A 24564-nucleotide genomic window follows, 5' to 3' on the forward strand; every position below is an offset into this window, starting at 1 on the left:
CATGAAGACCGACGTTCTGCACGCCGTACGGCTGGCGAGGCTCGACCTGACCCTGGTGGCCAGGAACACCACCGTCTTGTTCAACGTGCTGCTGCTCCCGCTCCTGATGGCCTGGATGTTCACCGGGGCGCAGGGCGGCGCGGAGGTCGCCGGGGTGCCGGGCGGAGCCTTCGTCCTGACCGGCGTGCCCGGCCTGATGCTGGGCTTCGCGGTCTTCATCAACCTGGTGAACTCCTTCACGGCCCGCCGGGAGGAGCTGGTGCTCAAGCGGCTGCGCGGGGGCCAGCCGTCCGCCCTGGCGGTCATGGCCGGCAGCGGGCTCGGCGCGCTGGCGCTCCTGCTCGGCCAGATGGTGCTGCTGGGGATCTGGCTGCACCGGACCGAGGGGGTCCTCCCGGCCAACGTGCCGCTGATCCTGCTCGCCGCGGTGCTGGGCGTCATCGTGTTCGGCCTGCTGGCCGCGGCCTTCTCCGGCCTGACGCCGAACGCCGAGATGGCCCAGATCACCGTGTTGCCGGTGCTGATGGTCATGCTGCTCGGCGCGCCGATCGCGTTCCCCCTCGACGTGCTGCCCGGCCCGCTGGGCACGGTGTCCGGCCTGCTCCCGGTGACCCCGGTGGTGGAGATGATGCGCACCGGCTTCCTCGGCGCGGACCACTTCTCCAGCGGCGGCGAGGCGCTGAGCACGGCCGGGCAGTGGGTGGCCGCGCTGCCCTCGATCGGGATCATGGTCGTCTGGATCGGGGTGACCGGGCTGCTGGCCAGGTGGCTGTTCCGGTGGGAACCCCGGCACGGCTAACGTTGGTCGCCGGATGACGACGAACACGACGGAAGAACAGGGGACGGGGCGCCTGAGGCGCCTCGTCCCCGCGGCGCTGCCCCGGCGTCGCACGCGCTCACAGGTCGAACGGCTCCGCCGGCTGACCGCCTGGATGCTCGGCATCGGGATCTTCCTGGCCTGGGTCGGCCCGCTCGGCTGGTTCGCCAACAGCACCTGGCCGGTCCCGGTTCTCTCCTGGAGCCTCGGGCTGCTGGGCCTGGCGGTCTTCACCGTGCTCCAGACACGGATGATCAGGGCCGCCCTGGACGGAGCCACCGCCTACCGGGAGACCGCCGCCTCGGGCGCGGTGGCGCTGGCCGTGCTGCTGGTCCAGGACGGCCACCTGCTGGCCTGGGGGCTGATCGCCCCGGCGTGGGCGTCGGGCGCGGCACTGGTGCTGAACCGGTCCGCCACGTTCGCGGCCACCGTCGTGGCGACGGCGGCCGGGCTGTACCTCATGTGGCCGGACGCCTGGGCGGCCTTCTACCCGGACCAGGAGACGTTCGGCGGCGCGATCGGCGGCTACGTGGCGGCGTCGCTGACCGTGCCGTGGATGAACCGGTTCCAGCTCTGGTTCTGGGAGGTGGTCCGGGCCGCGGAGGCCGGCAAGGCGGCCCAGGCGCAGCTGGCCGTGACCGAGGAGCGGCTCCGCTTCGCCCGCGACCTGCACGACCTGGTCGGGCACAGCCTCTCCGCGATCGCGCTCAAGAGCGAGGTGGCGGCCAAGCTGGCGAAGAGCGACACCGGCCGCGCCGCGGCCGAGATGGACGCGGTGCGGGGGCTGGCCCGGGAGGCGCTGAAGGAGATCCGCACGGCGGTGCGCGGCTACCGGACGGTCGACCTGGAGGCCGAGCTGCGCAGCATGACCGCGGTGCTGGAGGCGGGCGGCATCCGCTGCGCCCTGGAGGCGCCGCCGGACGGCTTGCCGGAGGAGGAGGCCACCCTGCTGGCCTGGGTGGCCCGCGAGGGCACCACCAACGTGCTGCGGCACAGCTCGGCGACCCGCTGCCGGATCTCCGTCACGGTGCACGGCGGCACGGCGGTGCTGGAGATGGTCAACGACGGCGTGACCGGGACGGGCGTCCGCGGCGGCACGGGCCTGATCGGTCTGTCGGAGCGGCTGGCGCCCGCCGGCGGCACGGTCACCGCCGGACCCGGGAGACCGGGGGAGTTCAGGCTGCGGGCGACGGTCCCGCTGGAGGGAGCACGATGATCCGGGTCCTGCTGGCCGACGACGAGCACCTGATCCGCGAGGCGATCGCCACGCTGCTCGGGCTGGAGCCGGACATCGAGGTGGCGGCCCAGGTGTCCAGGGGCGACCACGTGGCGCAGGCCGTACGGGAGCACGCTCCCGACGTGATCGTGCTGGACATCGAGATGCCGGGCATGGACGGGCTGAGCGTGGCCGAGACGCTGCCGGGGCACGCCGTGCTGATGCTGACCAGCTTCGGGCGGCCCGGCTACCTGCGGCGGGCGCTGGCGGCGGGGGTGCGCGGCTTCGTGCCCAAGGACGCCTCCTCCGACGAGCTGGCGGCGGCGATCCGCAAGGTCCATGCGGGAGGGCGCTACCTCGACCCGGAGATGGCCGCCTCGGCGATGATGGCGGGGGAGAGCCCGCTCACCGACCGGGAGCGGGACGCGCTGGCGCAGGCGGCGCGGGGCGCCTCGGTCGGGGAGATCGCGGCCGCGCTCCACCTCACCGAGGGCACCGTCCGCAACTACCTGTCCAGCGCGATCACCAAGCTGGGCGCCGCCAACCGGATCACCGCCATCCGGGCCGCCCAGGAGAAGGGCTGGCTCTGACCGGCGGTCCCGGGCTCAGCCGGTCGGGGACCGGCGGAAGATGTGCATGGCCGTGCCGGTCAGCCGACCAGGGACCGGCGGAAGATGTGCACGGCCGTGCCGACCAGCTGGTCGACCGGGGGCGGGTCGGCGGCCAGCGTCCACTCGATGAGCAGCTCCTGGACCACGCCGAGCAGGCCGAGCACGACCAGGCGCGGCTCCACCCCGCCCTTCTCCGGCAGTTCGAAGAGGCTGGTCTCCAGGATCTGGCAGAAGGCCGCCGAGGTCTGCTGTCGGGACGCGGTGAAGCCGTCGTCGGCCCGCCGTACCTCCAGGTACATGATCCGGGCCCGGCGCCTGTCCCCGGTGATGAACCGGATGTACTCCGAGATGCCCGCCTCGATCCGGTCGGGCAGCGTGTCGGGAGCCCGCTCGACGGCCTTGGCCACCGTCTCCAGGGTCTCCCGCACGCACCGGTCGTACACCACCAGCATCAGCTCGTCGCGGCTCTCGAAGCACTCGTAGAACGCGCGGTTGGAGATGCGCGCGACGGTGCAGAGCTTCTCGATCGTGGTGTCGGGGAAGCCCAGCTCGGAGTAGAGGACGTAGGCCGCCGAGATCAGCCGCTCCCGGCGTTCCGCCAACCGCTCCTCTGCCGACATTCCCCTATAGGATCGGCCATTCATGCAAGCCCTCGCTGCGGGGGAGGGCTTGACAAGTCCACGCATATTCGCTTCCACCTCATGATCTTTGCTCCCCGAACCAACTATTATGGGTGCAAGATCCTTTTCATGGAAGAGGGAATGCCCTATCTCTTCCGGCGACCATGCAAGAAAGTCACAATTTTCACCAGCTGGTCAAGCTCCTTCTGCCCGCGGTCGAACGAGGTGAGGTTCATCCCGGGCAGGGCGAAGCGCTGCCGGGCGATCGCCTTGGGCCGGGCGAACTCGCGCAGGCCGTCCGCGCCGTGGATCCGGCCGAAGCCGGAGTCGCCGAGACCGCCGAAGGGCAGGGCGGGCACCGAGGCGAAGGAGATGACCGAGTTGATCGCGGTCATCCCGCTGCGCATCCGGCGCGCGAGCTCCACCGCCCGCCGCGCGTCGCCCGAGAAGACCGTCCCGGCCAGGCCGTACGCGCTGGCGTTGGCCCGCTCCAGCGCCTCCTCCGCGTCGGCGACGCGCTTGACCGTCACCGTCGGGCCGAACGTCTCCTCGCGGACCGCCGGGGAGTCCTCCGGCACGTCCTCCACGATCACCGGGTCCACGTACGGCGCGCGCACCGACTCCGGCCCGCCCACCACGGCGCGGCCGCGCGCGACGGCGTCGTCGATGTGCCGCCGGATGACGTCGAGCTGCGCGGGCATGGTGATCGGGCCGTAGTCCTCACCCGCCCTGATCGCGGCGGCCCGCCCGGTCAGCTCCCGCATGAACGCGTCGTAGACCGCGTCCACCACGTAGACCCGCTCCACCCCGGCGCAGGTCTGCCCGGCGTTGGACATCGCGCCCCACAGCGCCGCGTCCGCCGCCGCCCGCACGTCCGCGTCGGCGTCCACGATCAGCGCGTCCTTGCCGCCGCACTCGGCGACCAGCGGAGTCAGGTTCGCCGCGCACGCGGTCATCACCCGCTTGGCGGTGGCGGTGGAGCCGGTGAACGCGATCTTCTGCACCCCCGGGTCGCCCGCGAGGGCGGCGCCCGTCTCGCCCAGGCCGGTCACCGTGCGGAACACCGGCTGCTCGGGCACGGACTCGGCGAACAGCTCGGCGAGCAGGGCCCCCGTCCCCGGCGTCAGCTCGCTCGGCTTGAACACCACCGCGTTCCCCGCGGCCAGCGCGTAGGCGATCGAGCCCATCGGGGTGAACACCGGGTAGTTCCACGGCCCGATGACCCCCACGACGCCCAGCGGCTGGTACTCCAGCGTGGCCGCGAGGTTGGCGCCGACCAGGCCGGGGAAGACGCGGCGCGGGCCGAGGACCCGGCGCGCGTTGCGGGCCGCCCAGTCGAGGTGGACGACGGTCAGGACCACCTCCAGCACGGCGTCGGCCTTCGGCTTGCCCGTCTCGCGGTGGACCGTCTCGGCGATCCGGGCGAGGTCGCGGGTGACGACCGCCTTGTAGTCGAGCAGCCGCCGCCTGCGCTCGGCCCGGCTCAGCCCGCCCCACCACCGCGCGGCGCGCCCGGCCTCGGCCACGGCCGCGCGCACGGCCGCGGCGTCGTGGATCGGATGGGTCCCGACGACGGTCCCGGTGGCGGGGTCGAGGGAGTCGAAGGTGCGCTGTCCGGTCGCCGTGGACATCACGGGCCTCCTCGCGTGCGGAGCGGACACCCGGCGGCGGCGCGCGTCCGAGGGGCGTGGCCGGCCGAACGGGCACGGTGGGCCCACGATAGACCGGGTCCGCCCACGGGGTAAACCATCACTTACCCCTCTTACCGGATGAGGAGTCCCAGGTCGATGGCCGTGGTGACGGCGGCGGTGCGGTCGGAGACGCCGAGCTTGCCGAAGACCCGCAGCAGGTGCGTCTTGACGGTGGTCTCGCTGATGAACAGGGCCCGGCCGATCTCGGCGTTGGTCAGCCCGCGCGCGACCAGGGAGAGCACCTCGGTCTCGCGCGGGGAGAGCGACTCGGCCGCGGGCGCCCGCATGCGCGAGACCAGCCGGGTCGCCACCGACGGGGAGAGCACCGTCTCCCCCCGGGAGGCCGAGACGACCGCGGCCAGCAGGTCGGCCCGGGAGGTGTCCTTGAGCAGGTATCCGGCGGCCCCGGCCTCGACGGCGCGCACGATGTCCTGGTCCGTCTCGTAGGTGGTCAGCACGATCACCCGGCTCTCCGGCCGGTCCGCCAGGATGCGGGGGATCGCGGCCACCCCGTCGCCGCCGGGCATGCGCAGGTCCATCAGGATCACGTCCGGCGCGAGCTCGCGCGCCCGCACGACGGCCTCGTCCCCGGACGCCGCCTCGCCGACCACGGTGACCCGCGGGTCGGACTCCAGCATCCCGCGCAGCCCCTCCCGGACCACCGGGTGGTCGTCGACGATCATCAGACGCAGCATGCGGTCACACTCCCTGTTCTGCGGGGGCGGAGGCTCCCGGGGAGGCGGCGCCCGGGTCCGCGGTCCCGGCGGCCGCCCGGGCCGGTTCCTCCGGGGAGGCCGCCGGGCCGGTGGGAACGGTCACGGCCAGCACGGTCCCCGCACCGGGCGCACTGGTCAGGGTGAGCGTCCCGCCGACCTGCTCCGCCCGGGCGCGCATCCCGCGCAGGCCGTACCCGCCGGCGGCCTCCGGGTCGAGGCCGATCCCGTCGTCGCGGACCTCCAGCGTCACGGTCCCCGGCCCGTAGACGGCGCGGACGTCCACCCTGCTCGCCCCCGCGTGCTTGCGCACGTTCGCCAGGGCCTCCTGCGCCGCGCGGATCAGGACCACCTCGGCGGGCGGCGGCAGCGGGCGCGACCGCCCGCCGACGACGGCGACCGCCTCGATCCCCGTCTCCTCGCCCAGCCGCGAGGTGAGCCTGCGCAGGGCCTCGTCCAGCGTCGAGCCGTCCAGCGGAGCGGGGGACAGGGCCGCGATCAGCCCGCGGGCCTCGGCCAGGTTCTCCCGCGCGGTCCGTACGGCCAGCGCCAGGTGCCGGGCCGGGTCCGGCTGCGCCTCGGCGGCCTGGAGCAGCATGATGATGCTGGTGAACCCCTGGGCCAGGGTGTCGTGGATCTCCCCGGCCAGGCGCTCCCGCTCGGCCAGCGCGCCGCGCTCGGCCGAGAGCCGGGCCACCTCGGCCCGCTGCGCCTCCAGCTCCGCGATGAGCGCGGCCCGCTCCTCGCTCTGCTCCATGATCCGCTCCAGCCAGACCCCGAAGACGGCGGAGAAGAAGACCACGATCGTGGTGACGGTCAGGAAGTTGAACGTCCCGGCCCAGCCGTCGTCGGACAGGGTGAAACGGAGCGCGGGCCCGAGGTTGAACACGACGACCCCCGCCACCGCGGGCCTGGCCCGCAGCACCATGAAGCACTGCGGGCACAGGCCGAAGAGCGCGAACGTGGCCGTGGGGGCGATGAGCACGGCCGGCGTGAACAACGCGGCGAGCAGGACGATGTAGACGATCCCGCGCGGCCGGTCCTCCCGCGTGATCGCGGGCCGGCCGAGCAGGAGGTAGACCACCGGGACCGCGGCCAGCAGGCCCGCGGCGAGCAGGTGCTCCGGGGTGCGGGGACCCTCCAGCACGATGAACGAGGCCGGCAGGAGCGTCGTGGCTGCGAGCAGCAGCTCCCAGCCGCGCAGCGACTCCCAGGCGTTCGGCCCGGCGGGACCGGCGGGCCGCCGGCCCCGGCGCAGCAGTGGGAACGCGGGGCGCGCGGCCGGTCCGCGCCGGGCGGACGCCTCGTCCGGGCCGTCGCTCATCCGTCGCGGCGGCCCTTCCAGCGGAAGGTCGTCAGGCACAGCACCAGCCCTCCGACGACCCAGGCGCCCAGAATCAGGGCGACCCGGTCGAGTTCGTATGATTTCGCCAGTTCGAGTGTGGCACCTCCGTCGCCCAGGAACACCGACCGGAAGCCCTGGCACATCCACTTGAGCGGGAAGAACGAGGCGACCCGGGTCACCCACTCGGGGAGCTGGCTGATCGGGATGAACACCCCGGAGATGAACTGCAGGACCACGAACGGCATCGCGATCACCGCGCTCGCGCTCTTGGCCGACCGGGGCAGGCTGCTGACCGCGATGCCGAGCAGGGACGACCCGAGCACGCCGAGCACGAACACCCAGGCGAAGGTCAGCCAGTCGGAGAGCGCCGAGGGCAGCTCCAGCTCGAACATCGCCACCCCGATGGCCAGCAGGATCGCCACCTGGACGGCGGAGACGAGCAGCGTGTTCAGCGCCTTGCCGACGAAGTAGGCGGCGGGCGGCATCGGCGTCCCGGCCAGCCGCTTCAGCGTGCCGTCGTCGCGGTCCCCCGCGATGCCGATGCCGAGGTTCTGGAAGCCGGTCATGGCCGCCGAGCCGATCAGGCCGGCCACGTACAGCTGGGAGACGTTCAGGCCGGTGCCCTCCAGCTCGGCCTTGAAGATCGATCCGAAGATCACCAGCAGGACGATCGGGAAGGAGAAGGTGAAGATCACCGCATCCTTCTCCCGGAAGAACATCCGGGTCTCGAAGGCCGCCCGGGACAGCCCCACCCTGATCACGGAGGGCGGCCCGGCGGATGCGGGTGCGGGTGCGGCGGATGCGGGGGCGACGGTCTCGCTCATGGGAATCGGTTCTCCATCGTCTGTCTACGGGGGATCGCCGGACTCGTCCGGCGGGGAGTCGGCGGGCCGCTCTCCGGAGGGGGACCGGAGGTCAGTCTCCGATGAGGCCGAGGTAGACGTCCTCCAGGGACGGCCGGGTCACGGTCAGCTCCGGGACCTCGCCGTCGAACCGCTCGCTCAGCTCCCGTACGGCCCGGGTGGGGGTGTCGGTCTCCAGCGACCCGCCCGCCCAGCGGACCGTGGCCTTGGCGGTGGCCCGGCCGCCCAGGGTCGCGGGCTCGCCCTCGGCCACGATCCGGCCCTTGGCGATCACCGCCACCCGGTCGGCGAGCGCCTCGGCCTCGTCCAGGTAGTGGGTGGTGAGCACGATCGTGGTGCCCCGGTGGGCCAGACCCTGGATCAGGTCCCAGAACCGCCGCCGCGCCTCGGGGTCGAACCCGGTGGTCGGCTCGTCCAGGAAGAGCAGCTCGGGGCGGCCGATCACGCCGAGCGCCACGTCCACCCGGCGCCGCTGGCCGCCGGAGAGCTCCCGGACCCGCTTGCCGGCCTTCTCCGTCAGGCCGACCTGCTCGATCACCGCGTCGGGGTCCTCGGCGTCCGGGTAGTAACCGGCGAAGTGCCGGACGGTCTCCCGCACCGTCGCCTCGGTCATGTCGTTCGCGGTCTGCAGCACCACCCCGACCCGGGAGCGCCACTCGCGGGTGGGCCTGCCCGGATCCACCCCCAGGACGCTGACCTCACCGGCGTCCCGCTTGCGGTAGCCCTCCAGGATCTCCACCGTGGTGGACTTCCCGGCCCCGTTTGGGCCGAGGATCGCGAACACCTCGCCCGGGGAGATGTCGAGGTCGATGCCCCCGACCGCCTGCACGTCGCCGTACCGCTTGGCCAGGCCGCGCACTCGCACCGCTGTCGTCGTCATGCCCCAAGCCTCGCCGGGGCAGGGGCCCGGCGGTACCGCCGGCCGGTGGAACGCCGTGTCCTCCGTTCGGTGGACACGGCCACCCGCCCGGAACGCCGTACGGCTCCCGGAGCCGGGCGGGCCGTGGACGCCGAGCACGCCGTACGGAGGAACCCGGGGGCCGGGCCGTACCGGCTAGAACAGCGTGGGGTTCTCCGGCTCGATGCCGCGCAGCGCGGCGTAGTCGAGGGTGACGCAGTCGATGCCGCGGTCGGCGGCCAGCACGCGGGCCTGCGGTTTGATCTCCTGGGCGGCGAAGACCCCCCGCACCGGCGCCAGCAGCGGGTCGCGGTTGAGCAGTTCCAGGTATCTGGTGAGCTGCTCCACGCCGTCGATCTCGCCCCGTCGCTTGATCTCCACGGCCACGGTGGCGCCGTTCGCGTCACGGCAGAGGATGTCCACCGGGCCGATCGCCGTCATGTACTCCCGGCGGATCAGCGTGTAGCCCGCGCCCAGCGTGGTGATGTGCTCGGCCAGCAGCTCCTGCAGGTGTGCCTCGACGCCGTCCTTGATCAGGCCGGGGTCGACGCCCAGCTCGTGGCTGGAGTCGTGGAGGATCTCCTCCATCGTCAGGACGAGCTTCTCGCCGGTCTTGCCGTGGGTGACCGTCCAGGTGCCGTCCTCCTCGCGGAGCCTGCACGGCGGGTTCATCCAGTTGAGCGGCTTGAAGGCGCGGTCGTCGGCGTGGATCGACACGCTGCTGTCCGCCTTGATCAAGATCAGACGGGGTGCCATCGGGAGATGGGCGGTGAGCTTCCCTACGTAATCCACGCTGCAACGCGCGATGACCAGCCGCATGGGCCCCAACCCTACCCGCCGGAAGGGGGCGGCCGCCCGGCGAAGCGGACGGCCGCCGGGGAGCCGGTCAGCGCACCACCTCCGTGAGCTTGACCCGCGCGCCCGTGCGCAGGACCGCGCGCTCGTAGATCCGGGCGCCGACGGCGAGCATGCCCGCCGTCGCGACGAGCATCAGCGCCGCCGCCACGCCGATCTCCCAGAGCGGCACCTCGCCGCCCGCCATGCGGACCGGCATGACCATGGAGGAGAACGGGGGGATGAGCGACATGACCCGGGCCAGTGCGGTGCCGGGCTCCATGGTGGCGAAGAAGGCCACGAAGTAGGAGACCATGACCAGCATCTGCAGCGGGGTCAGGACGCTGCTCACCTCCTCCTGCCGGGAGACCAGCGAGCTCAGCGCCGCCGCCAGCACCGAGAAGAAGGCGTAGCCGAGCAGGAACCAGAACAGGGTGCCCAGCACGATGCCGGCCATCCCCGGCGGCAGGTCGACGGCGAAGCCGGTCGCGGCGGCGGCGCCGAGGCCGACCACCATGATCACGACGAGGTTGGCCAGCGCGAGGACGCCGAGGCCGAGGACCTTGCCGCCGAGCAGCTGCCAGGGGCGGATGGAGGTCAGCAGGATCTCCACGATGCGGCTGCCCTTCTCCTCGACCACGCCCATGGCGACGAACATGGCCGACTGGAAGATCAGGAAGAACAGCACGAAGACCACGATGGTCGCGATGCCGGTGCGGGCGGCCGCGTAGCGGGTGTCGGCGCCGACGGACACCTGCTCCAGGGGGGCGACCTGCATCGCCTGGCCGACCTTGGCCGGGTCGAGGCCCGCGTCGGCGAGCTGCTTCTGCGTCTGCGCGGTCCGGTGCGCGCTCTCCAGCAGCGCGCCGAGCTCCCGGTCGACCTCGCCGTCGGCGAGCACCCGGCGGTCGTCCACCACGGCCGCGTCCACGTCGCCGTCGAGGACCGCCTTGCGCGCGGCCGCCTCGTCGGCGAACGGCCTGGTGGTGACCTCCGTCTCTCCCGCCGTCGAGGTGAGCGCGGGCTGCAGCGCGGAGGAGCCGACGACGCCCACCGCGTAGGAGTCGGGCCCGTCGAAGACCTTGGGCAGGAAGGCGAACGCGCCGACCAGCACCGCGCTCACCACCAGCCCGGCGATGAACCCCTTCGTACGGCCGCGCGTGACGATCTCCCGCCGCGCGACCAGCCACAGTCCGTTCACCGGCGCACCGTCCTCAAGTCGTCGTGGGGGAGGCTCATGCGACGGCCTCCCGGAAGATCTCGGTGAGCGAGGGCCGCTCCCAGCCGAAGTGCTCGACCCTGCCCGCCGCCGTGGCGGCCCGCAGGATCTCCTGGCCGTCGCCGTCCACACCGGTGAAGAGCACCTCGTCGCCGTTCGCGGCGAGGTCGCCGGGCAGGCCCGCGGTCCAGCCGGGGGCCGCCTCGCGGACGACCACCCTCAGCACACCGCGCCCCTCCCCGGCCCGCAGCTCCCCGACCGTGCCGCTGGCGACCATGCGCCCGGCCGAGATGATGCCGACCGCGTCGCACAGCCGTTCGACCAGGTCCAGCTGGTGGCTGGAGAACAGCACCGGCGCGCCGGCGCGGCGCCGCTCGACGAGCACCTCGGCGAGCGCGTCGACGGCGATGGGGTCGAGACCGGAGAACGGCTCGTCCAGGACCAGCGCCTCGGGCTCGTGCACCAGCGCGACGGCGAGCTGGACCCGCTGCTGGTTGCCCAGGGAGAGCGCGCCCACCTCGTCACCGGCCCGATCGGTGAGCGAGAGCCGTTCGAGCAGGTCCGCGGTGGCCTTCCGGGCCGCGGCCGGGGCCAGGCCGTTGAGGCGGCCGAAGTACTCGACCTGCTCGGCGACCTTCATCTTCTGGTACAGCCCGCGCTCCTCCGGCATGTAGCCGAACCTGCGCCGGTCGGCGAAGGCCAGCGGCCCGCCGTTCCACCGCACCTGGCCGGAGTCGGCGGTCAGCACGCCCATGAGGATGCGCATCGTGGTGGTCTTGCCCGCGCCGTTGGCGCCCACGAAGCCGAACATCTCACCCGGTTTCACGGAGAAGGACACGCCCGCGAGCGCGGTCTTGTCCCCGTAGCGTTTGTGCAGGTCGTCGATCTCGATCACTCGGAAAGCCCTTCCGTCAGTCGTTTCAGCACCGAGACATAATCCCGGAAGGCGCGCCGCCCGTCGTCGGTGAGGGAGAGCCAGGTGCGCGGGCGCTTGCCCACGAAGACCTTCTCCACCTCGACGTAGCCGGCCTCCTCCAGGGTGAGGATGTGCTTGGAGAGCAGGGAGTCGCTCACCTCGATCGTGTCGCGCAGAAGGCGGAACTCCGCCTTCTCGGCGGCGGCCAGCGCGGCCATGATCGACAGCCGGACCGGGGCGTGGATGACGTCGTCCAGGTCGTGGCGCGGATGCGAACCGTCGCTCACCGCTCCGCCCGCAGGATCCGCCGGCCGCCGTAGAGGGCGGGGAGACCGGAGAGCACCGCCAGCGCGATCAGCGCCGCGGCCCACCCGGCGCCGGGGTCCTCCGGCCGGAAGAGCATCCCGAAGAGGAACGTGACCAGCACGGAGGCCACGTAGGCGACCGAGACCGGGGAGGTCGGCCGGTTGACCCAGGCGACCTCGGCGTCCTGGACCCGCAGGCTCCCGAGGTAGAAGGTGCTTGCGATGGTGAGGGCGACCCAGGCCACGCCCGCGACGGCCTGCGCCCACGTCGGGCCGAGGAACATGGCGGGCCAGTAGAGCATGGTGCCGAATCCGGTGGCCACGAAGGTCCAGCCGGCCGTGCGCACGGGCCGCCGCACCCGTCGCTCCGCCTCTTCGATCCGCCGCAGGGCGTCCCTGGGGGTGAACCTCTCTTCCATCACTCCTCCTCTGCTCACGTACTCAAACAGTAGCTAGTACTCAACCGCCGTTCAAGTATTTTCCGTACCCGGGTTTTGGGTCGGGTCGCACCTCTCTGGGAGACTGGAGGGCACGGGGCCGTCGAGCCCCGCCGATGAGCGGTCCGCGCGCGTGATGGGGAGAGGGATGGCCAGCACCTTTGAGACGGTCGGCGTGGTCGGCCTCGGCACGATGGGGGCGGGGATCGCCGAGGTGTTCGCCCGTGCCGGGATCGCGGTCGTCGGCGTGGAGACCGACCCCGGGGCGCTGGAGCGCGGCCGGGGCCACCTGGATGGCTCCACGGGCAGGGCGTTGTCGCGCGGCAGGCTGACCGAGGCCGAGCGGGCGGAGATCCTCGGCCGGGTGGCCTTCACCACCTCCCTGGAGGACCTGTCGGACTGCGACCTGGTCATCGAGGCCATCCCCGAGGTCATGGACTTCAAGCGGGCCCTGTTCACCGACCTCGACCGGGTCTGCAAGCCCTCCGCGGTGCTCGCCACCAACACCTCCTCGCTCTCCGTCACCGCGATCGCGGCCACCACCACCCGGCCCGGCCGGGTGGTCGGCATGCACTTCTTCAACCCGGCGCCGGTCATGCGGCTGGTCGAGGTGGTCCGCACCGTGAGCACCGAGGACGGGCTGGCCGAGGAGGTGGCCGGGCTCGCGCGCCGCCTGGGCAAGACGCCGGTGACCGTCGCGGACCGCGCCGGATTCGTGGTGAACCGGCTCCTGCTGCCCTACCTCAACCACGCGGCCGCACTGCTGGAGCAGGGCCTGTCCACCCGCGACGACATCGACACCGCGATGCGGCTCGGAGCGGGCTTCCCGATGGGCCCCTTCGCCCTGCTCGACCTGATCGGGCTGGACACCTCGTACGAGATCTGCGAGGCGCTGTTCCGGGAGAGCCGCGAGCGCCGCCACGCCCCGGCCCCGGTCCTGCGCGAGCTCGTCACCGCCGGGCTGCTCGGCCGCAAGTCCGGGCGCGGCTTCCACGGTGAGGAACCGCCCGCGAACCCCTCCGCCGAGGAGAAGCCGTCGGCGAGCACCGTCGCGGTCGTCGGCGGGACGGCCGCGAACGGGACGGGCGCGGCGGACGGAGCCGCGGAGGCGTTCGCCGAGCGGCTCTCCGCGGCGGGCTTCAAGACCACCCCCGTCGAGGAGGCCGACCTGGTCGTCGCCGTCTCCCGCACCCCGGTGATCGAGCAGGCCGTACGGCTCCCGCACCCGGCCCGCCTGGTCGGCCTCAACCTGGTCGGCGACCAGGTCGCGGAGGTCGCCTCCACCGTGCTCACCTCGCCCGGCGCCGCCCAGGTGGCCCGGGGCCTGCTGCGCATCCTGGGCCGGACGTCCGTGTCCTGCCGGGACCGGGCCGGGTTCGTGGTCGGGGCGCTGCTCCATCCCCACCTGAACGACGCCGTGCGGATGTACGAGTCGGGCTACGCCTCGATGGAGGACATCGACACGGCGATGCGGCTGGGCTGCGGTTACCCGGCCGGGCCGTTCGAGATGCTCGACCGGCTGGGCCTGGAGACCGTCCGCGACGGCCTGCGCGCCCTCTACGCCGAGTACCGCGACCCCTCCTTCGCCCCCGCACCGCTCCTCGACCAGCTCGTCACGGCCGGTGTGCGGAGCATCCGCGACCTGTCGTCGTGAGCCCGCGCAAGGCACGGCGGACGGACCCCTTCGACCGCGGCGGGAACCGGGGCGGAGCCCGTCCCGTCGGCGGGTCCGTGCCCGGAGTCGACCAGGTGGAGGAGTGGCCGGACGGCGACTGGCGCGTGCGCCGGGTCACCGGTGCGGCGGCCGGCAAGGTCTACCGGTGCCCCGGGTGCGACCAGGAGATCCGGGCGGGGCTTCCGCATCTGGTGAGCTGGCCCGCCTGGGCGGGCGGGGAGGACGAGCGCAGGCACTGGCACACCGCCTGCTGGCGCAACCGGACCAGGCGCGGCCCCGGCCGGAGCCGATACTGAGGGCCGGCGGGCGCCGGACGCGTCCCGGGTCCACCGGTCGCGGAGTCCTGGGCCCACCGGCCGTGAAGAAGGAGAACGATGGAGATCCGGGCCTCTACGGTCCTGCCCGCGCGGCGCGAGCCGATCGAGCTGCACACCGGTGACGGGCTGACCCTCGTCGGCGAGCTGGCCCTCCCGCCGGAGCGCCCCCCGGCGGCCACGCTCGTCTGCCTGCACCCGCTGCCCACGCACGGCGGCATGATGGACAGCCACCTCTACAAGAAGGCCGCCAACCGGCTGCCCGCGCTGGCGGATCTGGCGGTGCTGCGCTTCAACACCCGCGGCACCTCTTCCGAACGGGGCACCTCCGAGGGTGCCTTCGCCGACGGGGAGGGCGAGCGGTTCGACGTCGCGGCCGCGCTGGAGTACGCCGAGTTCCACGACCTGCCCCGGCCGTGGCTGGTCGGCTGGTCCTTCGGCACCGAACTGACGCTCAAGTGGGGGCACGACCCGGCGGTGCAGGGGGCGATCCTGCTCTCGCCGCCGCTGCACCGGGCCACCGACGCCGACCTCGACGCGTGGGCGGCGTTCGGGCGGCCGCTCACCGCCCTGGTCCCGGAGCTCGACGACTACCTCCGGCCGGAGGAGGCGCGCCGCCGTTTCGCCCGGGTCCCGCAGGCCGAGGTCGTCGGCGTGGACGGCGCCAAGCACCTGTGGGTCGGCGAGCCGTACGTGCGGATCGTGTTCGACGAGATCGTCCGCCGGGTGAACCCCGCCGCCCACCCCCTGCCCACCGAGGTCGCCGGGGCGTAGGTCCCCGCCGGTCCCCGCGTGACGAGGCCGCCGGGGCGCGCGGCCCGCCCGTCCGTCCGGGAGCGCGCCGCGGGGCTCGTCCGTCCGGGAGCGCGCCGCGGCGACCCCGGGCGGGTGGCCGCCGACGGCCGGGTATGCGACCCGTCAAGCGTCAGGGGGTGCCAGAGCGGCGGTCCCGGATTACGGTGGACGGCGTGCGCCTGTACACCCGGTCGGCGGGCGAGGGACTCCCGGTCGTCCTTCTCCACGCGTTCCCGATGTCATCGACGATGTGGCTGGCCCAGCGCGAGGGCCTCGCCGCCACCTGCAAGGTGATCACTCCGGACCTGCGCGGGTTCGGCGGCTCGCCGCTCGGAGACGACGAGCCCTCGGTCGACGTGATGGCCGACGACGTCGTGCGCCTCCTCGACGAGGAGGGGATCGACCGTGCCGTCGTCGGGGGCCAGTCCATGGGCGGCTACGTCACCATGGCCCTGTGCCGACGGCATCCGGACCGGCTCCTGGGGGCGGTCCTCGCCGACACCAAGGCGACCGCCGACTCCGAGGCGGCCAGGGCGGGCCGGGAGCGCATCGCCGCCGCGGTCCTGGAGCGGGGCACCTCGGTCCTGGTGGAAGAGGTGCTCCCGGGACTGGTCGGATCGACCACCCGGCAGCGCCGGGCGATGGTCTTCGGCCGGGTCCGCGGCCTGGTCCAGTCGGCCCCGCCCGCCGCCGTGGCCTGGGCCCAGCGGGCCATGGCCGCCCGCCCCGACTCCTTCGGCACCCTGCGCGGGCTCAAGGTGCCGGCGCTGGTGATCGTGGGGGAGGAGGACGGGCTCTCCCCGCCCTCCGACGCCGAGGCGATGGCGGAGGCGGTGCCGGACGGCCGCCTGACGGTGATCGAGAAGGCCGGCCACCTCAGCGCGATCGAACAGCCCGAGGCCTTCAACCGCGCGGTCGCGGCCTTCCTGCGGGACCGGATCCTCTGACCTGCTCCCCGCCCTGAAGGGCAGGGGACTCCCGTGCCGCTCACGCGGCGGCACGCGGCACGCCGCGCGCTGCGGAACGGGTGCGCGAGGCACGGCCCGGTCCCGAGAGGGCCGTACGGGAGGCGGAGAACAGCAGGAGAGCCCGGCGACCGCGAAGGTCGCCAGGCTCTCCCGTAGCCGTCGTCGATGCCCCGGAGCCGGGGGCGGTGCTACTCCTGCCACCACTCCGCGTCGTCCTCGGCCTTCTCGGCCTTGGCGGGAGCGGGGACCGGCTTGTCGGCGCTGCCGTTGGACGGGGCGGCGATGGCCGGCTTGACGGGGGCCGCGGTGACCGCGGGCTCCGGCTCCACGGCCGGGAGCGGCGCGCCGCCGAGCAACTGGCGGAGCTGCGCCAGGTGGCTGGTGATGCTGTCGCGCTGACGGGTCAGCTCGTCGACCTGGCGCTGGGCGACCGAGCGGCTCCGCTCCGCCTCGGCCTTGGCCTCGGAGACGATCGACTCGGCGCTGGCCTTGGCCTCGGAGACGACCTGGTCGGCGTTCTTGCGGGCGTTGGCCAGCAGCTGCTTGGCGTGCGTGTCGGCCTCGCGGCGGGTCTGCTCGGCCTGCTGGGTGGCCTTGGTGGCGCGCTGCTCGGCGGTGGCCGCCCGCTGCTCGGCCTCGGCGACCAGCTTCTGGGTGGCGGCCTGCGCGGTGGCGTGGCGCTCGGCCTCCTGGCGCTCGGCCTCCTCGCGGCGGGCGGCGAGCTGGATCTCGAACTCGGCCTCGTCCTGGGCCCGCTTGGCCTCGGACTCCTCCAGGACCCGCTGGGCCTGGGCCCGCATCTCGTCGGCCTGGCGCTTGGCGGTGGTGAGGATCTCGTCGCGCTCGCGCTTGGTCGAGGCGCGCAGCTGGGCGACCTCGCGCTCGGTGGTGGTGCGCAGCTTGGCGATCTCGCGCTCGGCGTCGGCGCGCTTCTCGGCGACCTCGTGGTCGGCGGTGGCGCGGAGCTTGGCGACCTCGCGCTCGGTGGTGGAGGTCAGCTCGTCGGCCTCGCGGCGGGCGGTCGAGCGGATCTCCTCGGCCTCGCGCTCCGCGGTGCCGCGCATGTCGTCGGCCTCGCGGGTGGCCAGGGCGCGCTTCTCCGCCGCCTCGTTCTCGGCGGCGGCGCGCATGTCGGCGGCCTCCACCTTGGCCGCGGCCTTGATCTCGTTGGCCTCGGCGCGGGCGGCCTGGACGAGCTCCGTGGCCTGCTCCTCGGCGAGGCGGAGCAGCTGCTCGATCCGGGCGCCGAGCCCGGAGTAGGTCGGGCGCTCCTGCTCCTGGAGCTGGCGCTGGGAGTCGGCCAGATCCCGCTGCAGGCCCTGGAGCTGTTCGCGGGCCTGGCGCAACTCCCCGTCGAGCTGCTTCAGGTGGTCGTGGACCTGGTGCCGGTCATAGCCCCGGAGCACCACGTCGAATTCCCGAGCGGGGGCGTCTTCAAAGAAGTTGTTGAGCTGGGCGTCGATGTCGGACTGCATGGAGGCTCGATCCTGGGTTGTCGAGACGGCTACACGGGCCGGACGGGGGGTTTCGGACATCCGAGGCGGGAGCCGGGGCGGGATCCACGTCCGGTGGTACGCCAGCGTACTCCGCCGCTGCCGCGTTGGCCTCCTCCTCCGACTATCTGCGTGACTTGTTACGTATGAGCCTTTCTTGTGTTCCGCGTGGTCAAGGTCGCCGCGGGCGGGGCCGCCGCGGCGCGGCAGGGCGGCCGCGCCGCCGCGGCCGGTGCCGCCGCGCCCGGAGCCGCCGTGGCGCGGTCAGGGCCGCCGCGGCGGGGCCTGGACGAGTTCGGTGAGCATCCCGCCCACGTCCTTGGGGTGGAGGAAGGCGATGGAGGAGCCCATGGAACCGTGGCGCGGCTTCTCGTCCAGCAGCCGGACCCCCCGGCCGCCGATCTCGCCCAGGGCCGCCTCGACGTCCGGCACGCCGAACGCGACGTGGTGCACCCCCTCCCCGCGCTTGGCCAGGAACCTGCCCACGGGGGTGTCGGGGCCGAGCGGTTCGAGGAGCTGGATGTAGGAGCCGCCGCCCTCGCCGTCGGCGATGTGCAGCATCGCCTCCTTGACCCCCTGCTCCTCGTTGACCTCCCTGGCCACCACCGTGAGCTCGAAGGTCCGCTCGAAGAAAGCGATCTTCTCCTCCAGGTCGTGGCAGGCGATTCCCACATGATCGATGCGCATGAACATAGGACCGTCCTCCATGGCGGGTGTCCGGGTACTCATGGGTATCGTGGCAAACGCGTCACGTCCTCCGCGAGGGCGCGCCGGTGAACGGGACCGAGGAGTGGAGAATCTCCGAGGGGCCGAGGGTGGGGATCCGGCCGCTTTCCGTCCGGGCCGTGACGCGCAGTGCCGCCATCGACACAGGAAGGCCCCTCCCATGCCTGGTTCCGTCATCGTCGCCGGAGCTCGTACCCCCATCGGCCGCCTGCTCGGCTCCCTGTCCGGCCTGTCGGCCGCGGAGCTCGGAGGCATCGCGATCAAGGCCGCGCTGGAGCGCTCCGGAGTCGCCCCCGAGGCCGTGCAGTACGTGATCATGGGCCAGGTGCTCCAGGCCGGGGCGGGGCAGATCCCCTCCCGGCAGGCGGCCGTGCAGGCCGGGATCCCGATGTCCGTGCCGTCGCTGACGATCAACAAGGTCTGCCTGTCCGGGATGGACGCCATCGCCCTGGCCGACCAACTCATCCGGGCCGGCGAGTTCGACGTCGTGGTCGCCGGCGGCATGGAGTCCATGTCGAACGCCCCGCACCTGCTGCCCGGCCTGCGCCGGGGAGTGAAGTACGGCGAGGCCGGCATCGTGGACTCGATGGCGCACGACGGCCTGACCGACGCCTACGACCAGGTGTCCATGGGCGAGTCCACCGAGCGGCACAACGCCCGCCTGGGCCTGACCCGCGAGGAGCAGGACGCGTTCTCCGCCCGTTCCCACCAGCTCGCCGCCGCCGCGATCAAGAACGGCGTGTTCGACGACGAGATCGTCCCGGTCACGATCCCGCAGCGCAAGGGCGACCCGGTGGTCTTCTCCGCCGACGAGGGCGTGCGCGGCGACACCACGGCCGAGACCCTGAGCCGGCTGCGCCCCGCCTTCAGCAAGGACGGCACGATCACCGCGGGCTCCGCCTCGCAGATCTCCGACGGCGCCTGCGCCGTGGTGGTGATGTCGAAGGCCAGAGCCGAGGAGCTGGGCCTCGAGTGGCTGGCCGAGATCGGCGCCCACGGCAACGTGGCCGGACCGGACAACTCGCTGCAGTCGCAGCCGGCCAACGCGATCAAGCACGCCCTCGGCAAGCAGGGGCTCTCGGTGGACGACCTCGACCTGCTGGAGATCAACGAGGCTTTCGCCCAGGTCGTCCTGCAGTCCGCCAAGGAGCTCGGCGTCCCCCTCGACAAGGTCAACGTCAACGGCGGCGGCATCGCCCTCGGCCACCCGATCGGGGCCTCCGGCGCCCGCATCGTCCTGGCCCTGGCCCACGAGCTCCGGCGCCGGGGCGGCGGGCTCGGCGCGGCGGGCCTGTGCGGCGGCGGCGGCCAGGGCGACGCCCTGATCATCCGCGTCCCCTCGGCCTGAGGGCCGGGATGGGAGACCGGGCGGCCGCCCCGGCCGCGCCGGCGTCAGGGCAGCAAGGCCGGGCGGCCGCTCCGGCGGCGCCGGGGCACCACGACCGGCGGGACGGAGGCGGTATGGATCTGGACGTCCTGGTCGAGGGCGTCCGCCAGGGGCGGCCCCGGGCGGTGGCCCGGCTGATCACCCTGGTGGAGAACGGCTCGCCGGTGCTGCGGGAGATCTCCGCCGAGCTCGTGCGGCTCTGCGCCGCCCGGCCGGAGCGAGCCCGGATCATCGGGCTCACGGGCTCGCCCGGCGTGGGCAAGTCCACCTCCACCGCGATGCTGGTCCGGACGTTCCGCGAGCGCGGCCGGAAGGTGGGTGTGCTGGCGGTCGACCCGTCCTCGCCGTTCACCGGCGGGGCGCTGCTGGGCGACCGGGTGCGGATGCAGGACCACGCCACCGACTCCGGCGTGTTCATCCGCTCCATGGCCAGCCGCGGCCACCTGGGCGGCCTGTCCTGGGCCGCGCCGCAGGCGCTGCGCGTGCTGGAGGCCGCCGGGTGCGAGGTCATCCTCGTCGAGACGGTCGGGGTCGGCCAGGCGGAGGTGGACATCGCCTCCCTGGCCGACAGCACCATCGTGCTGCTCGCCCCGGGCATGGGCGACGGCGTCCAGGCCGCCAAGGCGGGCATCCTGGAGATCGCGGACGTGTTCGTGGTCAACAAGGCCGACCGCGACGGCACCCAGGCGACGATCCGCGAGCTGCGCAACATGCTCGCCCTGGTGGAGCGGGCCTGGCGGCCGCCGATCGTGCCGACGGTGGCCTACCGCGGCGAGGGCGGCGGAGACGTGGCCGACGCGCTGGACGCCCACCTGGCGCACCTGGAGGAGTCGGGGGAGCTGGAGCGCCGCCGGCGCGCCAGGGCGAGAGACGAGATCGAGGCCGTCGCCCTGGCCGCGCTCCGCTCGCGCTTCGCCCACCTGCACGGGGACCGGCGCCTGGACGCGCTCGCCGTACGCGTCCTGGCCGCCGAGCTCGACCCCTACGCGGCGGCGGACGAGCTGCTCGCCTCGCTCGGCTGACGGACCCCGCCGGCGGACCGCCGGCGGGGCCCCGCGCCCCTCGGAGGCGGCCCTGGATCAGGGCTCGTCGGAGAACTTCACCGTGACCTTCGTGAAGCCGAGGCCGTTCAGCATGCCCTGCAGCATCGCCTTGGTGTTCTGGTCGGCGCGGTTGCGCAGGTCGCTGGCGAGGGCCGCCTCGGCGATCTTCTTCTCGGCCAGCACGTAGAGCTCCTGCTGGTCGGCCGGGGAGGAGGACAGGAAGTCCCCGACCCGGTCGAACAGGCCGCGCTGCTGGTCGTAGACGTAGGAGCGCCGGTTGTCGAGGTTGGGCTTCTCCAACTGGGCGCGAGGGAGCCGTACGGTGACCTCGGTGCGGTCGGGGGAGACGGTCAGCGCGTCCTTGGCCAGGCCGCCGAAGTCCACGTAGGCGTCGACGCCGCCCGCGCCGACGAAGAGGGTCCGGGTGCCCTTGATGGCGTCCGGCAGGAAGTCGGCGTCCTTCTCCAGGTCCACGATGACCTGGAAGTTGCCGGTGGCCGCCTCGAACCGGCTGAGATCGTGGATGGACTGCAGCAGGGCGGGCTGGCTGCGGTCGACCGTGGTCTCGCCGAAGGGGTCCAGCCACGACCAGGCGACCCTGGCCCCCACGGCCAGGAGGACCACGGCGACGAGGAACCCGGCCAGGAAGCGCCAGCGGCGCCGGCGCGGCGCCGGGGGGGCGACGTCGGGGGGTGCTTCCGGGGGAGCGTTCACAGCCGTGTCCTTCCCTCGGGGGCCGCTTTCTCACCTGGACCCTACGCGGATCCCGTCACCGCCGCGGCAGGTGCCCGGAGGCCGCGTCCCGCAGGCGCCACCGGAGCACGTCGCGGACGCTCCCGAGCGGTGAGCCGTCCGCCCGGTGCGGCTCGCCGCCGTGGCGGTCCCCGGTCCCGCCGCCCGCCGGCTGACGGGACCTGCCGCCGTGGTGGTCCCTGGGCCCGCCGTCCCCGCGGCCGCGCGGCTCCCCGTTCCCGGGGCCCTCGTGGCGGGGGCGGTCTCCGGAGGGGCCGTCCTCCGGGGCGGGACCGCGCCGTCCGTGCGGCGGGGCGGGCGCCTCCGGGGCGGGTGAGACGGCCGGTCGGGCGAACAGCACGTCCTCGGGCGCCTGGTAGAGCTGGCCGGCGCGGGGCGCCCCCTCCGCGAGGCCCGTCCGCCCGAGGCCGGCGGTCCCGTCCCCGGCCCGCTCCCGCGCGGACCCGCCGCGGCCCTTCGGCTCACCGGTCCTGCGCGTGCCGGAGCTCTGGCGGCTCCCGGTCTCCCGGGGCTCGGAGGTCTCCTGCTGCGACCGGCGGGTCTGCTCGCTCTGGGCCGTCTGGGCGCCGAAGTGGGTGCTCTGCAGCCGGCAGCCGGTGAAGTCGGAGTAGTAGAGCCGCAGCCAGCCGCGCCGCTGGGCCTCGGTCAGGCCGGAGAACCAGGCGGCGGCGTATTGGTGCTCGGGCAGCGGCCCGCCGGGCAGCGGTTCACCGCGCAACCAGGCCGTCACGATGTCGCGGTATCCGTCCGCCACCGTGCCCTCGCACTCCTCGGCGAGGCCCTCCACGAACTCGTCGGCCGCCCGGTCGGCGAACCCGGCCGACAGGTCGTCGACGTGGACGGGGACCACGCCCGGCGGGAGGACGGCGTCGTCGCGCCGCGGGCGCTGCTCGACCCGGGAGAACTCGCCCGGGGTCCCCGCCAGCCGGGAGGCGATCTTGACGAACGCCGAGCCCAGCTCGTCCAGCCCGGTGCGCATCCCCGGATGCACGCAGACCATGATCGGCCATTCCTGGCAGCTGTAGACCACCCGCTGGATGGCGATCGGCTTCGGTTCGGAGAGCAGGCGGGCGACGCCGGTGCCGGCGGCCAGCACCGCGAGCAGCGCGGCGGCCAGCACCAGCGCCTGGCGGGTCACGATGGCGGCCCAGCCCAGCAGGAGCGCGGCGCTGACCCCCAGCAGCCAGAGCGTCTGGTCGGTGAAGGCCGCCGCGCTCAGTCCCTGGAAGAGGTCGTACGGCTCCCGCGTGGCGGGGGCGAGCCGGTCGGCCCAGGTCGAGCCGTCCGCCAGCCAGCTGAACAGGGCGTAGCAGCCGAGACCGGCGAGCGCCGGAGTGATCGTCCAGGGCAGCAGCCACCCGGTCACCCAGCCGATGGTGACGTACAGGGCGAGCCCGGACACGCCCATGATCAGGCCGCTGGGCAGCAGCCGCCCCGCCTGCTCGCTGAGCATGGTCTTGACCGCCAGGACCAGCACCGTGGCGGTGTAGGAGCCCATGACGACCACCAGGATCGCCAGCGGGGCGCGCACCGCCTGCCACGTCGTCAGGGCCCTGCCGCCGGTCGCGCGCCGCCTGCGCACCGCCACCCAGGCGGCGAACGCGGCGGCGACCGGTCCGGTGATCCGCAGTGAGCCGATGAGAGCGACGATGAGGTTCTCCCAGGCGCTGACACCGGGAATGAGGACGCTCCACGCCGCGACCACGCCGAGCACGAGCAGGACGGCGACCGCCACCAACGCGCTCTGCTGGAGTTCCTCGCGTGAAACGCCCCTGTGCTCACGCACGGGAGGGCGCGGGCCGGGCCCACGCCGCGTCCACCGCCGCGTCCACCGCCGCGTCCACCGCCGCGTCCACCGCCGCGTCCACCGCCGCGTCCACCGCCGCGTCCACCTCCGCGTCCACCGCGCCGGAGCCCGGACCGGAGTCCGGGCCGCAGCCGGCATGGCGTGCGAACGCCTTCGAATCGTCGTCCATCAAGCACCCCCCGTGCGGTGAATGTGCGGAGCCGGTCCCCTCGGCGTCCGGTCCCGCCCGCTTCCCCCGCGGGCCGGACTTGAGTCCCCGTCGCCACTTGGCTGCGGCCTCACCATTCGATGTGGGAACCATAACTGAGTGTGACGTTTCACGTCCGGGTTCTTGGCCAAGCCGCCAATCTGATCACTCTACGTATATGGGCGAACCGGGACGAGGCCGCGCTACCGTAGCCTGTGTGGCTACCGACCAGCTGAACCTGCCGTTCGACCCCATCGAGCGTGCCGCGGAGACGTGGCGCACCCGCTTCGGGCCGTCGTCGGCGATGGCCGCGGTTACCTCGATCATGAGAGCGCACCAGATCCTGCTGTCGCAACTGGACACGCTGCTCAAGCCGTATGACTTGACCTTTGCCCGGTACGAGGCACTGGTTTTGCTCACCTTCAGCAGGGCCGGGGCGCTGCCGCTGTCGCGGATCGGCGAGCGGCTGATGGTGCACCCGACGAGCGTCACCAACACCGTGGACCGGCTGGAGCGGGCCGGGCTGGTCCGGCGCAGGCGCAATCCCAGGGACGGCCGCGGGGTGCTGGCGGAGATCACCGACCATGGCAGGGAGGTGGTGGCCCGGGCCACGGAGGCGCTGATGGGCGCCGACTTCGCCATGCCGATGTACGGCGAGGCGGAGCTGGAGCAGCTGTTCGGCCTGCTCAGGACCCTCAGGGTGGCCGCCGGCGACTTCGCGGCCGAGCACGGTGTCGATCACGGTGCCGATCACGGTGCCGATCACAACGCCGATCGCCGTGCCGACCACCGTGCCGGGCGCGGGACCGGGTGCGCCGCTCCCGGTCTGGCGAACAAATACTAGGACGTCCTAGTATTTTCCGCAGGGCCCCTCCCCGGAGCCGGCCGCCCACAGGCGGGCACGGACCGCGGGAGGAGGGGCCGGGGCCAC

Annotated in this window: 25 protein-coding genes and 1 pseudogene; 10 read left to right on the forward strand and 16 right to left on the reverse strand. The window is 73.5% G+C overall.

The annotated features are described in order from the left end of the window. Position 1: 1 nt before the first annotated feature. Genes IEZ07_RS18205 through IEZ07_RS18215 form a run of 3 tightly spaced genes read left to right on the forward strand, consistent with a single transcriptional unit; the run spans position 2 to position 2623 of the window. Entirely contained in the window at positions 2-799 is a 798-nt protein-coding gene (locus IEZ07_RS18205) for an ABC transporter permease (RefSeq protein WP_191895843.1), read from the forward strand. Positions 800-812: 13 nt separating this feature from the next. Then, positions 813-2033: a sensor histidine kinase gene (locus IEZ07_RS18210; protein WP_191895844.1), complete on the forward strand. Its 1221-nt coding sequence runs from the start codon at positions 813-815 to the stop codon at positions 2031-2033. Next, positions 2030-2623: a response regulator transcription factor gene (locus IEZ07_RS18215; RefSeq protein ID WP_068894856.1), complete on the forward strand. Its 594-nt coding sequence runs from the start codon at positions 2030-2032 to the stop codon at positions 2621-2623. Before IEZ07_RS18210 ends, IEZ07_RS18215 begins: the two co-directional genes overlap by 4 nt. 59 nt (positions 2624-2682) lie before the next feature. On the opposite strand, the gene IEZ07_RS18220 is transcribed toward IEZ07_RS18215, so the two are convergent. From IEZ07_RS18220 to IEZ07_RS18270, 11 genes are all read right to left on the reverse strand, one after another. After that, a complete protein-coding gene (locus tag IEZ07_RS18220) occupies positions 2683-3264 on the reverse strand; it encodes a TetR/AcrR family transcriptional regulator (RefSeq protein WP_230880802.1) in 582 nt (193 codons plus the stop codon). Between the two features lie 146 nt (positions 3265-3410). Next, positions 3411-4895, reverse strand: coding sequence for an aldehyde dehydrogenase family protein (locus IEZ07_RS18225; RefSeq protein ID WP_191895845.1), 1485 nt, complete (start codon positions 4893-4895; stop codon positions 3411-3413). Between the two features lie 131 nt (positions 4896-5026). Continuing rightward, positions 5027-5650: a response regulator gene (locus tag IEZ07_RS18230; protein ID WP_068894862.1), complete on the reverse strand. Its 624-nt coding sequence runs from the start codon at positions 5648-5650 to the stop codon at positions 5027-5029. Between the two features lie 4 nt (positions 5651-5654). Beyond that, on the reverse strand, positions 5655-6992 hold the full coding sequence (locus IEZ07_RS18235) for a sensor histidine kinase (RefSeq protein WP_191895846.1): 1338 nt from the start codon (positions 6990-6992) through the stop codon (positions 5655-5657). Then, the gene (locus IEZ07_RS18240) at positions 6989-7837 is read right to left on the reverse strand and encodes an ABC transporter permease (protein WP_191895847.1); all 849 of its coding nucleotides are present in this window, start codon (positions 7835-7837) and stop codon (positions 6989-6991) included. The genes IEZ07_RS18235 and IEZ07_RS18240 overlap by 4 nt, the downstream gene beginning before the upstream one ends. Before the next feature lie 91 nt (positions 7838-7928). Next, positions 7929-8756 (reverse strand): ABC transporter ATP-binding protein, encoded by an 828-nt coding sequence (locus IEZ07_RS18245; protein ID WP_191895848.1) that lies wholly within the window; start codon positions 8754-8756, stop codon positions 7929-7931. A gap of 174 nt (positions 8757-8930) precedes the next feature. Next, complete coding sequence (nucS, locus tag IEZ07_RS18250; protein ID WP_191895849.1) at positions 8931-9593, reverse strand: endonuclease NucS; 663 nt, start codon at positions 9591-9593, stop codon at positions 8931-8933. 67 nt (positions 9594-9660) lie between these two features. Next, on the reverse strand, positions 9661-10809 hold the full coding sequence (locus tag IEZ07_RS18255; protein WP_191895850.1) for an ABC transporter permease: 1149 nt from the start codon (positions 10807-10809) through the stop codon (positions 9661-9663). A gap of 34 nt (positions 10810-10843) precedes the next feature. After that, positions 10844-11722 carry an ABC transporter ATP-binding protein gene (locus tag IEZ07_RS18260; protein ID WP_191895851.1) on the reverse strand — a complete coding sequence of 293 codons (879 nt, stop codon included), beginning with the start codon at positions 11720-11722 and terminating at the stop codon, positions 10844-10846. Beyond that, positions 11719-12030: a winged helix-turn-helix domain-containing protein gene (locus IEZ07_RS18265; protein ID WP_068894872.1), complete on the reverse strand. Its 312-nt coding sequence runs from the start codon at positions 12028-12030 to the stop codon at positions 11719-11721. The genes IEZ07_RS18260 and IEZ07_RS18265 overlap by 4 nt, the downstream gene beginning before the upstream one ends. Beyond that, the gene (locus IEZ07_RS18270) at positions 12027-12467 is read right to left on the reverse strand and encodes a hypothetical protein (protein ID WP_191895852.1); all 441 of its coding nucleotides are present in this window, start codon (positions 12465-12467) and stop codon (positions 12027-12029) included. The genes IEZ07_RS18265 and IEZ07_RS18270 overlap by 4 nt, the downstream gene beginning before the upstream one ends. Before the next feature lie 166 nt (positions 12468-12633). Between IEZ07_RS18270 and IEZ07_RS18275 the strand changes: the two genes are divergently transcribed. From IEZ07_RS18275 to IEZ07_RS18290, 4 genes are all read left to right on the forward strand, one after another. Beyond that, positions 12634-14139, forward strand: a complete 1506-nt coding sequence (locus tag IEZ07_RS18275) for a 3-hydroxyacyl-CoA dehydrogenase family protein (RefSeq protein ID WP_191895853.1) — start codon at positions 12634-12636, stop codon at positions 14137-14139. Next, entirely contained in the window at positions 14136-14456 is a 321-nt protein-coding gene (locus IEZ07_RS18280) for an Rv1322 family protein (protein WP_191895854.1), read from the forward strand. Before IEZ07_RS18275 ends, IEZ07_RS18280 begins: the two co-directional genes overlap by 4 nt. A 78-nt stretch (positions 14457-14534) precedes the next feature. Continuing rightward, positions 14535-15248, forward strand: coding sequence for an alpha/beta hydrolase (locus IEZ07_RS18285; RefSeq protein ID WP_191895855.1), 714 nt, complete (start codon positions 14535-14537; stop codon positions 15246-15248). 194 nt (positions 15249-15442) lie between these two features. Next, a complete protein-coding gene (locus IEZ07_RS18290) occupies positions 15443-16216 on the forward strand; it encodes an alpha/beta fold hydrolase (protein WP_239320138.1) in 774 nt (257 codons plus the stop codon). A 209-nt stretch (positions 16217-16425) separates the two neighbouring features. Here the strand turns inward: IEZ07_RS18290 and IEZ07_RS18295 are convergent, their stop codons facing one another. After that, positions 16426-17712 (reverse strand): DivIVA domain-containing protein, encoded by a 1287-nt coding sequence (locus IEZ07_RS18295; protein ID WP_068894881.1) that lies wholly within the window; start codon positions 17710-17712, stop codon positions 16426-16428. A gap of 282 nt (positions 17713-17994) precedes the next feature. Next, positions 17995-18423, reverse strand: a complete 429-nt coding sequence (gene mce, locus IEZ07_RS18300; protein WP_189238314.1) for a methylmalonyl-CoA epimerase — start codon at positions 18421-18423, stop codon at positions 17995-17997. Positions 18424-18616: 193 nt separating this feature from the next. Between mce and IEZ07_RS18305 the strand changes: the two genes are divergently transcribed. Both IEZ07_RS18305 and meaB read left to right on the forward strand, forming a co-directional pair. Then, complete coding sequence (locus tag IEZ07_RS18305) at positions 18617-19804, forward strand: acetyl-CoA C-acetyltransferase (protein WP_191895857.1); 1188 nt, start codon at positions 18617-18619, stop codon at positions 19802-19804. Between the two features lie 113 nt (positions 19805-19917). Continuing rightward, complete coding sequence (meaB, locus tag IEZ07_RS18310) at positions 19918-20865, forward strand: methylmalonyl Co-A mutase-associated GTPase MeaB (protein WP_191895858.1); 948 nt, start codon at positions 19918-19920, stop codon at positions 20863-20865. A gap of 57 nt (positions 20866-20922) precedes the next feature. Here the strand turns inward: meaB and IEZ07_RS18315 are convergent, their stop codons facing one another. The 3 genes from IEZ07_RS18315 to IEZ07_RS18325 are packed head-to-tail and all read right to left on the reverse strand — an operon-like array spanning position 20923 to position 23615. Next, complete coding sequence (locus IEZ07_RS18315; RefSeq protein WP_191895859.1) at positions 20923-21600, reverse strand: DUF4230 domain-containing protein; 678 nt, start codon at positions 21598-21600, stop codon at positions 20923-20925. Positions 21601-21655: 55 nt separating this feature from the next. Then, positions 21656-23425: a hypothetical protein gene (locus tag IEZ07_RS18320; protein WP_191895860.1), complete on the reverse strand. Its 1770-nt coding sequence runs from the start codon at positions 23423-23425 to the stop codon at positions 21656-21658. Beyond that, positions 23418-23615, reverse strand: a complete 198-nt coding sequence (locus IEZ07_RS18325; RefSeq protein WP_191895861.1) for a hypothetical protein — start codon at positions 23613-23615, stop codon at positions 23418-23420. Before IEZ07_RS18325 ends, IEZ07_RS18320 begins: the two co-directional genes overlap by 8 nt. A 196-nt stretch (positions 23616-23811) precedes the next feature. Between IEZ07_RS18325 and IEZ07_RS18330 the strand changes: the two are divergent. Next, positions 23812-24351, forward strand: a pseudogene (locus tag IEZ07_RS18330) (MarR family winged helix-turn-helix transcriptional regulator); the annotation flags it as partial. Between the last annotated feature and the right edge of the window lie 213 nt (positions 24352-24564).

Origin of the sequence: Planomonospora parontospora (genome assembly GCA_014647935.1) — a bacterium.
Classification (GTDB): domain Bacteria; phylum Actinomycetota; class Actinomycetes; order Streptosporangiales; family Streptosporangiaceae; genus Planomonospora; species Planomonospora parontospora.